Source organism: Mesorhizobium salmacidum (SeqCode), from assembly GCF_037179605.1.
Classification (GTDB): Bacteria; Pseudomonadota; Alphaproteobacteria; order Rhizobiales; family Rhizobiaceae; genus Mesorhizobium; species Mesorhizobium salmacidum.
In genome coordinates, this window is record NZ_JAPYKS010000055.1 from 1 (window position 1) to 12,270 (window position 12,270).

General features: G+C 59.8%; 12 protein-coding genes and 2 pseudogenes. 8 read left to right on the forward strand and 6 right to left on the reverse strand.

From position 1 onward, the window contains the following. Window positions 1-384, forward strand: a 384-nt coding sequence (locus tag O7A60_RS31185; protein WP_337109498.1) for an aminotransferase class I/II-fold pyridoxal phosphate-dependent enzyme, incomplete at its 5' end; no start/stop codon positions are given. 384 nt (window positions 385-768) lie between these two features. Here O7A60_RS31185 and O7A60_RS31190 read toward each other — a convergent pair. After that, the gene (locus O7A60_RS31190; protein ID WP_337109499.1) at window positions 769-999 is read right to left on the reverse strand and encodes a DUF1127 domain-containing protein; all 231 of its coding nucleotides are present in this window, start codon (window positions 997-999) and stop codon (window positions 769-771) included. Between the two features lie 130 nt (window positions 1,000-1,129). Here O7A60_RS31190 and O7A60_RS31195 point away from each other — a divergent pair. After that, window positions 1,130-2,027 (forward strand): annotated as a pseudogene (locus tag O7A60_RS31195) (transcriptional regulator GcvA). 1,360 nt (window positions 2,028-3,387) lie between these two features. On the opposite strand, the gene O7A60_RS31200 reads toward O7A60_RS31195, so the two are convergent. Next, a complete protein-coding gene (locus O7A60_RS31200; protein ID WP_337109500.1) occupies window positions 3,388-3,669 on the reverse strand; it encodes a hypothetical protein in 282 nt (93 codons plus the stop codon). Between the two features lie 1,706 nt (window positions 3,670-5,375). Between O7A60_RS31200 and O7A60_RS31205 the strand changes: the two genes are divergently transcribed. Together O7A60_RS31205 and O7A60_RS31210 are read left to right on the forward strand one after the other, a co-directional pair. After that, window positions 5,376-5,708, forward strand: coding sequence for a hypothetical protein (locus O7A60_RS31205; protein ID WP_337109501.1), 333 nt, complete (start codon window positions 5,376-5,378; stop codon window positions 5,706-5,708). Window positions 5,709-5,719: 11 nt separating this feature from the next. After that, the gene (locus tag O7A60_RS31210; protein ID WP_337109502.1) at window positions 5,720-5,911 is read left to right on the forward strand and encodes a KTSC domain-containing protein; all 192 of its coding nucleotides are present in this window, start codon (window positions 5,720-5,722) and stop codon (window positions 5,909-5,911) included. A 200-nt stretch (window positions 5,912-6,111) separates the two neighbouring features. Here the strand turns inward: O7A60_RS31210 and O7A60_RS31215 are convergent, their stop codons facing one another. Then, window positions 6,112-6,426 (reverse strand): DUF6766 family protein, encoded by a 315-nt coding sequence (locus tag O7A60_RS31215; RefSeq protein WP_337109503.1) that lies wholly within the window; start codon window positions 6,424-6,426, stop codon window positions 6,112-6,114. A gap of 239 nt (window positions 6,427-6,665) precedes the next feature. After that, window positions 6,666-6,983 carry a DUF2251 domain-containing protein gene (locus O7A60_RS31220; RefSeq protein ID WP_337109504.1) on the reverse strand — a complete coding sequence of 106 codons (318 nt, stop codon included), beginning with the start codon at window positions 6,981-6,983 and terminating at the stop codon, window positions 6,666-6,668. A gap of 105 nt (window positions 6,984-7,088) precedes the next feature. Between O7A60_RS31220 and O7A60_RS31225 the strand changes: the two are divergent. Beyond that, window positions 7,089-7,841: pseudogene (locus tag O7A60_RS31225) on the forward strand (IS5 family transposase). A gap of 317 nt (window positions 7,842-8,158) precedes the next feature. Here O7A60_RS31225 and O7A60_RS31230 read toward each other — a convergent pair. Continuing rightward, complete coding sequence (locus O7A60_RS31230; protein ID WP_337109505.1) at window positions 8,159-8,362, reverse strand: hypothetical protein; 204 nt, start codon at window positions 8,360-8,362, stop codon at window positions 8,159-8,161. A gap of 32 nt (window positions 8,363-8,394) precedes the next feature. Continuing rightward, entirely contained in the window at window positions 8,395-10,512 is a 2,118-nt protein-coding gene (gene katE / locus O7A60_RS31235; RefSeq protein ID WP_337109506.1) for a catalase, read from the reverse strand. 196 nt (window positions 10,513-10,708) lie between these two features. Between katE and O7A60_RS31240 the strand changes: the two genes are divergently transcribed. The 3 genes from O7A60_RS31240 to O7A60_RS31250 all read left to right on the forward strand — a co-directional run. Further along, complete coding sequence (locus O7A60_RS31240) at window positions 10,709-11,254, forward strand: hypothetical protein (protein WP_337109507.1); 546 nt, start codon at window positions 10,709-10,711, stop codon at window positions 11,252-11,254. Window positions 11,255-11,282: 28 nt separating this feature from the next. Further along, window positions 11,283-11,600 carry a SemiSWEET family sugar transporter gene (locus O7A60_RS31245; protein ID WP_027146084.1) on the forward strand — a complete coding sequence of 106 codons (318 nt, stop codon included), beginning with the start codon at window positions 11,283-11,285 and terminating at the stop codon, window positions 11,598-11,600. A gap of 443 nt (window positions 11,601-12,043) precedes the next feature. Next, on the forward strand, window positions 12,044-12,270 hold a 227-nt coding region (locus O7A60_RS31250; protein ID WP_337109508.1), incomplete at its 3' end, for a hypothetical protein.

Genomic DNA, 12,270 nt, shown 5'->3' on the forward strand with positions numbered 1-12,270 from the left:
GCCGAGCGCGATGCCCAGCAGCAGCAGGCGAGCCGAACCAAGCAGATCCTGTCCGCCGCCGGCCTGCCGGTAATGGAGTCGCCAACCCACATCGTGCCGCTGCTGGTTGGCGATCCGGAGCTCTGCAAGATGGCCAGCGACCGCCTGCTCGGCGTGCACGGCATCTACATCCAGCCGATCAACTACCCGACGGTGCCGCGCGGCACCGAGCGGCTGCGCATCACACCGACGCCGTTCCATTCGGATGCGCTGATCGCCGAACTGCAGGACGCGCTGGTCGAGACCTGGGACGCGCTCGGCATTCCTTACGGGTCAGCGGGACGGCCAGCCGTCGCGAAAAGCGACCGCATTATTCCGCTTCTGGTGCCGAAGTCAGGCGGCTAACTAGCTCATCAACCGTCAGTCGAAGGCAAATGTCGCGGCCGCGCCCATCCAACGGTCTGCGATCATCGGCTCACAAGGTATGCGTCACACCCGGCCCGCGTCAGCTGTCGACTTCAGGCATGTCGGCACCATGTCCGAGGAGCGTTAATGCGCTGGCGTAGACCGTCGGGTTGCCGGCGAGCGCCGGCGTAAAAATCCGCTTCGAAATATCTCTCGGCTACCCCCTCGCAAGAACGAAAATGGAAGAGAAGCAGAACTTTCGTGTGCAATCTTTCTTTGCACACGAACACTCATAACTAGGTGATATTATTATCTATCATCGCCATGTGGGCGCCGCGGCCACGCGTCGACCGAGACCGCCATCACTCATACCGCCCTCTGGCGTTAGGCCTGCCAAGGCCATTTTGCACATTCGTTCCGAACCTGAGTACGAGTAAGACCCAGGTCTGCAAGCTGATGGTCTTCGAGCTCGGCCAATTGTTCGCGTTGGCAGTGGAGTTGGATCCAGCGCGATACCATCACAATCGCTCCTGTCACATTGTTGGCGATGTGACGGACATATGTCGGCAGTGACGACGAAGGCCTCCGCGCTTCGGTCAGCGGGTGATTGAACATTTCTCATCCTTTCGCCGCATCCATATTGACCTCTGGCGCTGGAATGCCTCAATCTACTGGCGTGTGCAAAGCATGGTTTCTCGTGCTAGCCCAATTTTTCTCATGACGTGGTGCGAAATTGGCTCGCCGGTTGCCATCGCTAAATGCCCTCAAAGCCTTCGAGGCGGCGGCACGCCATGAGAGCTTCACCAGGGCTGCGGAAGAGCTGTCCGTGACCCAGGGCGCGGTGAGCCATCAGGTGAAGGCGCTCGAGCTCGAATTGGGCATCAGGCTGTTCGATCGCGAACGTCAAAAGCTGAGCATCACACGGGCCGGGCTCTCCTATCTGGAGGTGGTGCGCGATGCCTTTGACCGTATAAGTCTCGGCACGCAGCGCATCCAGCATCTATCACGGGCCGGAGCGCTGACGGTCAGCACGTCGCCCGACTTTGCCGCCAAATGGTTGGTCAACCGCCTTGGCCGGTTTGCGGAGACGCATCCAGCCATCGATCTCAGGATTTCCGCAACCATGCATCACGTCGACTTCGCCAGAGAGGATGTCGATCTTGCGGTGCGGCATGGCGATGGGAACTGGGTGGGGCATGACGTTGTCCACCTGTGCTCCGAGGAACTGTTCGCGGTCTGCAGTCCCAGACTGCACCAGGCGGATGCGCGAGCCGTCCGATGTGCTGAAATTTCCGTTGCTGCATCTTGATGACCGAAAGGACTGGTCGCAATGGCTCAAGGCCGCTGGCGTGGTCGATGCCGAACTTTCCCACGGACCGGTCTTGAACCGCGCCAGCATGGTTATAGACGCCGCTGTCGACGGCCAGGGCGTTGCACTCGCCCGCACCACCCTTGCGGCGTGGGATCTCATCAACGGGCGCCTTGTCAGGCCGTTCGCCACGGCTCTGCGATTGTCCAAGACCTACTGGATCGTCTGTCCCAAGGCGACGTCGATGCTGCCCAAAGTCACGACATTCCGCGACTGGCTCTTGGCCGAGGCCGCTGATGACCTACGTCGCCTCAAGACGCTCGCTCCATGGTAGTACTTCCAAATCGCGAACGCCTAGCGGCCGAGCATCCGGTACCGGCCGGAAGCAGCAATTCGGGCCAACGCCGATTTAAGAGGCCGCTGTGGCGCAAACCTGCTGTTCACCCGATGCTATGAAAGGACCGGATTTTGGGCCGAAAGCGAACGGTCCGCCTCGGCATGGCCGCGCATGAAAGCCGCCTTTTACTTCAAGGAGCAGCTCCGCTCTGGGCTCAGGACGCGATTTGGTGAGTACAAAACCGACCACAGGCAATATCAAGGGCGCTGCCTGGAAATTTTCCTGAAAGTCCGGCGGCCGTCTCGCCGACTCCCGGTGCAAAAGAAGCGGCTTGATGCTGCTGCCGCTCCCATACGCGCCCTGCTAGTTGCCGATGTAGTCTGGTATTGCTGGCCGACTGCAGCATCCAGCAGCTGCAGCGCGTACACGTTGTCGCCGACCGTGAGAATGAAATCGACGTTTCGGCATGGACCATCGCCGAAATGGCCTTCTCGCCGGAGACGTCGGTGTAGCCGTAATCGCCAAACACAGCGAAGCGGTACAAGGTTTGCGGTGGATTCGTCGGCACGACGCTGAGCGCATAGTCGTGCGCGGCGGTGCTCGGCCGGGCGGCTCGCGCAGACCTGGATTGCCAATTGCGTGGGCCCGCTCTCTGGCGGAGAAGCGGGCCTGGGATGCAGGTGAAGAATACCGGCCGCGGGCCCCTCCCACCTCCTTGCACTGACCGCAGCGGAACACCATGCATGGCGCATGGTCGAGCCCCAGGCGGGCGCCTAGCGCCTCCAGGTCGATCTGGAGCGAATGATTGCAAATGGGAAGACCGCACGTGATGTAAAACGTCACTCGGTTGCGAATCGCATCAGTAATGGTTTTGGACATGGTGGGCCTCAGAATGAAGAAATCGCCGCGCGGGGAATGTGTGTTCCTCTCGCTGAATGTTTGACCGACCCGAACGTACGGAACCGGCCGGCATCAACAGCGTTCTCTCGCATGCTCAAGAAAATTGCCTTTGCCGCCGTGCTCCTTCAAGTTGCCGCCTTCTCGGCGCTCCTAACGCAAACATTCCTTCTGGGATCTTCGGCCACGCAAGCGGCCAGCTTGCAAGGCGAGGCCGCTGTGGGCGTTACAGAGACGCAATGCGCCAGGGGGACTTGGCCCGACATCCCGGTTCAGTGCCTGGAGAGGGTTCAAGCTCGGACGCTCACCCTCCCCATGACCGCGCAATAAAACGGGCACCGAAAGCGCTGGCTGACTCAGAAATGTCGCCGAAACTGCAAAACATTCACCATGTCCTGAATCACTGGGGTGGCTCCGGAACAAAGTCCGCCGGCAGGAAGTTAACGGCGCGAAGGGGCAATTAAACCAAACAGGGATCTTCGCAATGAAAACCATGCTCTTCGCCGCCCTGGCGTTCTGCATCGCCGCTCCGGCTGTTGCATCCGCTGCCGAAGCTGATGTCGTCGTCGGGACGCATCACAGGCATCATCACCACGGTACCGCGATCGTTATCAAAGATGGGCACCGCCTCCATCACCGCCACCACGGCAGGGTCGCTTTCTACGATCACGGCAGACGCCATTATCGCCACTCCACCACCGCCGTGGTCGTCAAAACCTCCCGTCATCACCGCCACCATCATCGCGTTGTCGTGCAAGGCAGCGACTACTGACGAGATTTTGGCCAGATCTATTAAAAAGGCCCGGTAGCCTAAAGCTGCCGGGCAGCGGCCGGCGTCGAGTTCATCCGGGAGAAATGGTGGCGCCGGCGCCCGAGTACGTGCTGGCGCACTCTGCGCGATTCTTACTTCTTCTTCGGAGCGTCAGCCGGGCTTGCGAGCGTGATGCCACCAGGGGCGCTGACCTGAACGTCAATGAATCCCCTTCGTCTTCGGTCCACACGTAGTGTTTGCCGCCAGGCTCTAGCGCGAAAAAGGCCTCCGGCTTGAGCCACGGGCCGGTCTTGTCGACCTTATCCCCAAACTCGAACCTGGCTTGGCCGTTCCGAAGAGGCGACCCGGCTGCCACGGAGGGTTTGGAGGGACCTTACGGCAGCCGAGTCATGCCGGAGATCCTCCCGGCGGGCTTATCATCATGGGTTTATATTAGAAACAGTGCAAATACCCCTTCGGTACGTTACCTGGAATACCAAAATAAGCGTGGTAAGGCGGGTACGGCCTACAGAGACCCCCAGGCCAATGGCGAGGCTAAAGGCGGCATTGATGAGCAAGCTGAACGGCGAACGCGCCGTAGCGGTCCCGCTCGCGGTATGGCGTCATCGCATCAGTTGAACGTAAGATCGGCGAGCGAGAAACCCCAAATCCTCTAGCCTCGCAAAGTTTAGTCCTGATCCCCATCAGGACCGGTGGAGGAGTACCGGCGATCTCTTCGGTGCAAGACCGGTGCCAGCATCTGGTCCCGAAATGACGCATGGAACATCATAGTTCCTTATCGGTTCTATCTTGGTGGATTTCGCAAGGTAGAGGGCCGACCGTGTCAGCGTTTGAATTCGTCTATTTTTCTGGTTTGACGGCCAGTGATCTCTTACGCGGCGTCGTCGCGTTGTTGGCGTGCTGTGTGCTCTACAACGTTATCGCAGAGGATCGTCCGAACCGGTAAATGCAGCAGCCGAACGCTTGGCCCGCCAGCTCCCTCCGGACGGCTTTTATGCCACCATGCGGGCACCTGGTATTCTTCGGCTGGTTCGAATGGCGGCAGCTCCCGTTTTGCAGCGGCTTGTCCGGAATGCCTCTGGGCAGTGATTACGATCCGGCAGAGCTCCGCCGATCACACCGTGGCGCCAATTAACGCGGAGTCCATCGCCGCGCAGTGGCGCGGCGTGCACAAAACTCGACAGAGCGCCGACCCATCCAACGAGCGAGCGCGGACGAAGCACGCAGGTCTGGGCTGACGAAGCTGGAGAAGTGAAGATCTGATTGCAGGCATGGGCCACGGTACACCATGGGGGACGGCCTCGGCACTGCCGGACATTATATGCTCGACGTAGGTATCTCTTCAACCCAGGAGATAGCCGGTTCTGGGGTCTCGGCGATGCCGAAGACGCGAGAAGGTGAGCGAGGGTTAGGTCCGCTTCGCCAAGGTCAGCTAAGCCAGGCGTTGACACGATGCCATCAACATTCACCTTCGGGCAGCGTCTAAGGAACCGGCGCCGGCCAAGCCTGCGAAACCTGCTTTAAATGACTTGCAAGGAGGCGCAGGCTCGAGCTGTAAGAAGATCGAGGATGCTCTGCGCGGCGCGCCTGATGCGGTAGGCGTAGCGCCCTTGCCTCAGTGAATAGCTGAGCGAAGCCTCCCTCTTGCACAAAGGAACGCCTCGACTTCGTAAGCGTTGACTGCCATTCAGCGAGTGGCCCGTATGCATCTTATTCAGATCCTGCTTCCCCGAGCCGACAACGGCGGCCAGCCCTTTCCGCGGGAAGATTTCGATCGGATCAAGGAGGAACTGGCGAGCCGATTTAAAGGCGTTACGGCTTATCTTCAGGCGCCTGCAGAGGGCCTGTGGCGGCAAGGCGCGGAATCTGAAAGAGACGACATCATTATCTTCGAGGTGATGACGGAGGAAATCGATCTGGCGGACTGGCACGACCGCCGCGCGGAACTCGAACGAAGATTTCGGCAGGACAAGGTTATCATCCGCTACATGCCGATGGCGCTCGTCTAGGGTTCGACTCCATGCCTTCGAGGTCGATCCGCAAGAGCGAATACGATCCCGAGAGCGAGGTTTTCTCCGTGTGGTTCCTTGCGAGCGGCAAGCGCTATGACTACGAGGGTGTTCCTGTGGAGATCTACACCGCATTCCGAAACGCCTTCGCGAAGGCCGATTCTTCGATGACCACCTGCGGGACTGTTTTCACTATCGGCTGATCTCGGACGATTAGCGTACCCCGGTGAGGCGACGCTTACGCCCCCGTCTTGGCGTTTGCCGCGCCCAGCAGGCTTCGATTCCGGCGAGCCTTTGTGCCGTAGAAAAATCGACGAGAGGACCAGCACCGCTGTCGTTGGAAAGATTCAAACCAGAGGTTGGCATCCATAAGGTAGCTGGACCTCCCACTGTGGCCAGGCGCCTAGTTCGCCGCGCCGAGGCTTGACCACCCGTGCAGGGCGAAGGAGATCACGAACAGCACGGCCAGCGCTATGCCCAGCGACCAGGAATAAAAACCACAACGGGTTCCGCCTCGGATGGATAGCCCGTAATTCCTCGTCGGGCCGGTCTGGATCGTAGGATCGCGAGATTCGGCCGAGCCGCGTTGAAACGGTATCGCACTGAGCATCACGTAGGCCGACATTGCAGGCATTCGATCCCAGTTGTCGAACAGCGTCGAAAGAAAATCTCCGCTGGCGAGCCAGCAGGCCGATCGCTGTAGAGCCGTGCTCTTCATTGTAGGCTGGTACGACCCGACCAGCTCATGCCCAGCGCGCTAAATAGGAACAGTCCTAGCAAAGCGATCGTCAGGCCTGTGTGCCCAAAGCATGTTTTCACGGCCGCTACCCAGTTTTTGCGCGCGTTCGTACAACGCGCGTGTGGGCAGAAGTTTTCGCTTCGATCCAAAGCACTCGCTTGGGAAACTAGGTCGTGAACTCATAAAACGGGAGACGGCCGGCCCCGGAGGGCTCTGGTTCAATGCACCGCGAAAAGGGAACTATCCTCGAGATCGGCCCAGCGGCCTATCGGATCAGCTGTGCGCAGATCAAAGATGGCTGACAATACGCCGTCAACGAACAGCCCGACTGCGGCCGCAGATGAGCTCCACCGGATCGAAACGGGCGTGTCAGCAGGCAAGTCGGTCACAGCTTTGGCATTGAAAGCGGAGACGATCCGTTTGCCTTCCTGCTTTCTCATGTCGAGCAAATAGAAGTATGCTGTTTCGTCATCTCTTTCGAATACGGCCCCGAACCGTCCTAGGTCGTCAGTCGCGCTTTCGTAGACATCGATCATAGCTGCTCCTCCTCGCAAACTTGGCCAACGCGACGAATGTTCGCAAGCTGGATGTTCACCGATAGGCCGCTTTTAAAGCGAGCCAAATTGTGATTCAGCGTTCGCATGAGCCGATATGATCTGACCGACGTCGAGTGGCGTGTGATCGAGCCGCTGCTGCCCAACAAGTCCAGAGGCGTACCGCGCGTCGATGACCGGCGCGTGCTGAACGGCATCTTCTGGGTGCTGCGATCGGGCGCACCATGGCGGGACCTGCCCGAGCGCTATGGCCCGCGCACCACCTGCTACAACCGCTTCGTGCGATGGCGGAAGGCAGGCGTGTGGGACCGGCTGATGGACGCCATCACCGACGCCCACGACGGCGCCATCGAGATGATCGACAGCACCTCCGTTCGCGCCCACCAGCAGGCAGCGACGGCAAAAAGGGGGGTCCAGATCACTGTCTCGGTCGATCACGCGGCGGGCTCACGACCAAGATTCACGTCGTCGTCGACGCGCAGGGCCTCCCGATCCGGCTCGGCCTGACCGGATGGGCAGGTCATTGACCTGTTGCTCGATCATCTTGGCCCGCGCACCATCGTGCTGGCCGACAAAGCCTATGACGCCGATTGCATCCGCGAACTGATCCAGGAGCAGGGCGCGACGCCCAACATCCCGCCGAAGAGCAACCGGCGCTGGAAGCCCTGCTTCAGCAAGCGGCTCTACCGCGAGCGCAACCTTATTGAGCGCTTCTTCTCCAAGCTGAAGCACTTCCGCCGCGTCGCGACCCGCTCCGACAAGCTCGCCGCCAACTTCCTCGCCATGATCCAGCTCGCCTCAATGCGCCTGTGGCTCCGCGCTTATGAGTCTACGGCCTAGATGAGATCCATAAGCCTGCTCACGCCGCCAAACCCGCAGTCACAACCAAAGCTTGCACGTTGATGGCGCAAAGGAGGTTGCCGCCTTCATCCCGAATGGGCACGAGCCAGCCGGTCAAAGGTCCGTACCCGGCTCGAGATCCATAAGGAGGTCGATCGCACAACGAATAGCCCCTTCCTGGGCGGCCTCGTAGCTCGGCATTCTCGACGGCGGAACCTGCCAACTGCCATCACCGTCACGGCACTCGAAGATGTAGACATCGCCGTTGCCATTGCTCGCCGCGGTAACGGCAACCTCATCGAAGTTGCCGCTGCGTCCTAGTCCTTGGCCGCAATGCCGAAAGTGGCTATCTGCACCAAGATAGCCCGGGCCCGATCGAGAGCCGCGTCGTCGTTGCCAGCTTCGACACTCGCCATGTCGACCGTGACGCAGTCTCCGCCTTCACCATAAAAGACAACACGCAGGATGGGCTCTCCGGTTGGCGAGGTCGCGCGCGAGACATCGGTTCGAACAATTTGCACTGCGGAACTCCTTTTTGGATGTGTCGAGCCTGCTATACCTTGACCGCCATTTCGCGGCTCCAGAGCCGAAGCTTGCGGCAGGATCCGATGAACTTGGCGACAGCCTTCGGATCATCGAGCCCAATCAGGCCCTCGTCGGCTTGCGGATCGACACCGGCCCTCTGCAACAACGGGATGCTCCCCGAAGTGAAAGCGATGAACTTGCAGTGGGCGAAAGCGTCGGCAACGAAATCCCGCGCAGCAGCCTCACCCGTCAAGCGCTCAGCTCCCTCTTCAGAGAGGATGAGCGCAACAGCGTCGAACAGGACTGAAGGCCCGCCGTCGATCATGTGCTTCGCCGCTATCCAGCTTCCGTCGTCGGCTTCGACGCCGCCGACTTTTGGCGCGACAATCTCCATGACGGCGCCTTCTTTCTCGATCGCCGACTGCAACTTCTTCAGCAGCGAGGCGTCGGCGCCGGGACCGACGAGCACTCCGACCTTGCGGCCGGCGAAACTCTCCGGCCCGTTCTCGATGATGCTGAGCGCCGGCGACGGTTCGAGATCGTCGCGGGGCGCAACAGCGGCGTCCGCCGGCTGGGGTAGTTCCTTCATGCCGAGTTTATCGGCAACGGTTTCGGCGAGTCCCTCATCGATGTTGAGAAGATGCGCGACCATGCGCTCGCGGATGGCCACCGTTTCCACCTTGCTGAGCTCGAAGGTCAGGGCCATGGCGATGTGGCGCTGCTCCGGGGCGGTCTGGCTGTTGAAGAACTGGCGCGCCTGGCTGTAGTGGTCTGCGAAGCTCTCGGCACGAAGTCGGACTTTCTGGCCTTGTTCCGCGTCGGCGAACGACCTGAACCCGCGCTCGGGAGATTCGCGCGGTCCTTCGCCAAACGAGTTCGGCTGGTAGTTCACGCGTCCAACCGGGTTGCGCATGGCCATGTGGCCGTCCTGCTGGAAATGATGGAACGGGCATTTGGGCGCGTTGATTGGAATGTGCGTGAAGTTCGGACTGCCCAGCCGCTTGAGTTGTGTATCGAGATAGGAGAAGTTGCGGCCCTGTAGTAGGGGGTCGTTGGAGAAGTCGATGCCCGGCGGCACGTTCTGCGTCATGAACGCGACCTGCTCGGTCTCAGCGAAGAAATTATCGGGCATACGGTCGAGCACTAGGCGACCGACCGGAATCGGACGCAGGATTTCCTCCGGAATGATCTTGGTCGGGTCGAGAACGTCAAAGTCAAAACTGTCGGCAAACTCCTGGTCGAATAGCTGAAGGTTGAGCTCCCATTCCGGGAAATCACCGGACTGGATCGCATTCCACAGGTCGCGCCGGTGGAAATCCGGGTCGGCGCCGTTGATCTTGACGGCTTCGTTCCAAACCACCGACTGCATGCCGAGCTTTGGCTTCCAGATAAATTTGACGAAGGTGGATTCGTCCTTCGCATTGACCAACCTGAAGGTGTGGACCCCAAAGCCCTGCATGAACCGGAAGGAGCGCGGGATGGCACGATCGGACATGACCCACATGATCATGTGCATCGATTCCGGCGTGAGGCTTATGAAGTCCCAGAAATTGTCATGGGCCGACTGGGCCTGCGGAAAGGCGCGATCGGGCTCCGGCTTCACGGAATGGATGACATCCGGAAACTTGATAGCGTCTTGGATGAAGAACACCGGAATGTTGTTGCCAACCAAATCCCAATTGCCCTCCTGCGTATAGAATTTGACCGCGAACCCGCGAACGTCGCGCGCGAGATCGAACGAACCTTTCGATCCGGCGACAGTGGAGAAGCGCACGAAAACCGGCGTCTTTTCTCCGGCGCGCTGAAAGATGTCGGCGCGCGTGTAGGCAGCCAGCGACTCGTAGGTCTCGAAAAAGCCGTGGGCGCCATAGCCTCTCGCATGGACCACGCGCTCGGGAATTCGCTCGTGGTCGAAGTGGAAGATTTTCTCCCGGAAATGGAAGTCTTCGATGAGCGCCGGTCCGCGCTCGCCGATCTTCAATGTGTTCTGGTCATCAGCCACCGGACCGCCTTGCGCGGTAGTCAGGATGCCGGTATCGGTATCCCCTTCCGCGACCTGGTGAAGCTCCCCTCCGTTACCGCGCGTCAGCTTTTGATCATGGATCGTCGCGGGCTTGCCCGACGACTGTCTAGCGGTCTTGGCCATGCTAATATTCCTGTTGGAGAAACCTGACTTCAGAACACTCTCAATGCCGGCCTCACCCTTAAGTTCCTTGTGACAGCGGCCCAGTTCCTCTTTTGGGAAAGACTGCGCCGGAGTATTGCGCCCTTTCGAGAGCGGCCACCCCACCCTCTGGAACCAAGACCGCCGAGTGCAGTTTTGTCGCTGAGGTGAACATTCGATGGCAAGCGCCGGGGAAGACGCTGATTTAACCGCCAGGCTTGCACGCGTTTCCGACGAGGCAGTGAGGGCGGTCTTTCAAGCCTTGCGCCGCGGTGGCGGAACCATGGCCCACTTCAGCCATGCCGACTTCGGCGGGACGTCGCAATGGTCTTCCGGCATGACCATGGTCGGCGACATGTTCAACGACAGCCTTAAAGCAAAGCTCAATGCCATTGCGGGTGAACTGTCGAGGCACCTGCGAGCACCCCCGCAGGACCGGGCTGATGATCGCGCCGTCAGCTATCGCTCCGGGGCCACTCGTCACGCCGGGTCATGGTGGCTCCAGGAGCTTGGTGATCCTTCATCTGACGGATCTCAGAATGATCTGCGCTACGCCGTGTTTCCCCTAAAACGTCCCCGGTCATCGAGGACCACGACATACGACACCGGCGACCAACAGATTTCGGGTGTGTCTCAAGCGCAGAGCACGGATTCCACGCTCACGTTGGGAAGGCAGCACGGCGTCGTCCGCGCTTCGAGCCTAGCGCAGGCGAATAAGCTCTGAGCCGGACGTTCCTAAGATTGGACTTTCGATGGAAATTGTCACGATCGTCGGATATCTCGCAGCCATATGTTCGATGACCAGCTTTACGCCGCAGGCCTGGAAAATCATCAGAACGCGCGACACTAACAGTATCTCGGCGCCGATGTACGTGCTGACTGTCTTGGGTTTCGCGCTATGGCTGACCTTCGGCCTGATGAAAGACGAATGGCCCATCATCATCACCAATGCGGTCTGCCTCATCCTCTCTGCATTCATCCTCCTGATGACCGTGCTTCCAAGAGCCAAGAAAGAAGCCGTGGCAGAGGCTGTCGACCCGACAGGACGCGCCGGGGATACTAAGAGTTGATCTCCATTGGACGGACAACCGACGCAATCTTCACTGAGGAGCCGGCACCCAACGCTGGCGCAAACTGAAGCCGCAGTTTTCCGTAGACATTTGTAGCCACGGAGATGGACCGAGGCTAAAGGGAAACGGTTGATTGTGCTTCGGCCCTTGCGAGAAACTGTAGCAGTTCCTTCGCTGAGTCGTCGGCGCTTCCTCCGCCATGAGGTGACCGCAATCAAGGCCCGCCCTTGGCAACATGCGCGAAGCTTGCTGCGATCGCCCAGGAGATACGCAGCCATCCCTGAGCGCTTCGGGGGCGGCGGAAGAGCAGTCCGTGACGCAGGGCGCGGTGAGCATCAGGTGAAGGCGCGCTCGAGGTCGATTGGGTATCAGGCTGTTCGATCGCGACGTCAAAAGCTAAGCATCACACGAGGCCGGGCTCCCGTATCTAGAGGTGGTGCGCGATGCCTTCGACCGTATGGCTCGGCATGGGCACAAACCTGCTGGGCTGTGACCGAGAACGGGTCGAAAGCGTTCGGTCCGTTTTCGGCATGGCCGCACTCGAAAGCGCTTTTTGCCTTCAAGGAGCAGCGCCGCACTGGGCGCAGGGAGATTTGGTGAGTACAAAACCGGCCGCGGGCGATATCTTGGACAACAGGAGATCAATTCTCGTCACGATACATTGGGAGGA

What these genes read in the sequence shown, in the direction of transcription:
- O7A60_RS31190 (WP_337109499.1), bottom strand. Translation starts at nt 999, where the DNA reads ATGTTCAATCACCCGCTGACCGAAGCGCGGAGGCCTTCGTCGTCACTG.
- O7A60_RS31200 (WP_337109500.1), bottom strand. Translation starts at nt 3,669, where the DNA reads ATGATGGTGGCGGTGATGACGGGAGGTTTTGACGACCACGGCGGTGGT.
- O7A60_RS31210 (WP_337109502.1), top strand. Translation starts at nt 5,720, where the DNA reads ATGCCTTCGAGGTCGATCCGCAAGAGCGAATACGATCCCGAGAGCGAG.
- O7A60_RS31215 (WP_337109503.1), bottom strand. Translation starts at nt 6,426, where the DNA reads ATGAAGAGCACGGCTCTACAGCGATCGGCCTGCTGGCTCGCCAGCGGA.
- O7A60_RS31220 (WP_337109504.1), bottom strand. Translation starts at nt 6,983, where the DNA reads ATGATCGATGTCTACGAAAGCGCGACTGACGACCTAGGACGGTTCGGG.
- katE (WP_337109506.1), bottom strand. Translation starts at nt 10,512, where the DNA reads ATGGCCAAGACCGCTAGACAGTCGTCGGGCAAGCCCGCGACGATCCAT.
- O7A60_RS31240 (WP_337109507.1), top strand. Translation starts at nt 10,709, where the DNA reads ATGGCAAGCGCCGGGGAAGACGCTGATTTAACCGCCAGGCTTGCACGC.
- O7A60_RS31245 (WP_027146084.1), top strand. Translation starts at nt 11,283, where the DNA reads ATGGAAATTGTCACGATCGTCGGATATCTCGCAGCCATATGTTCGATG.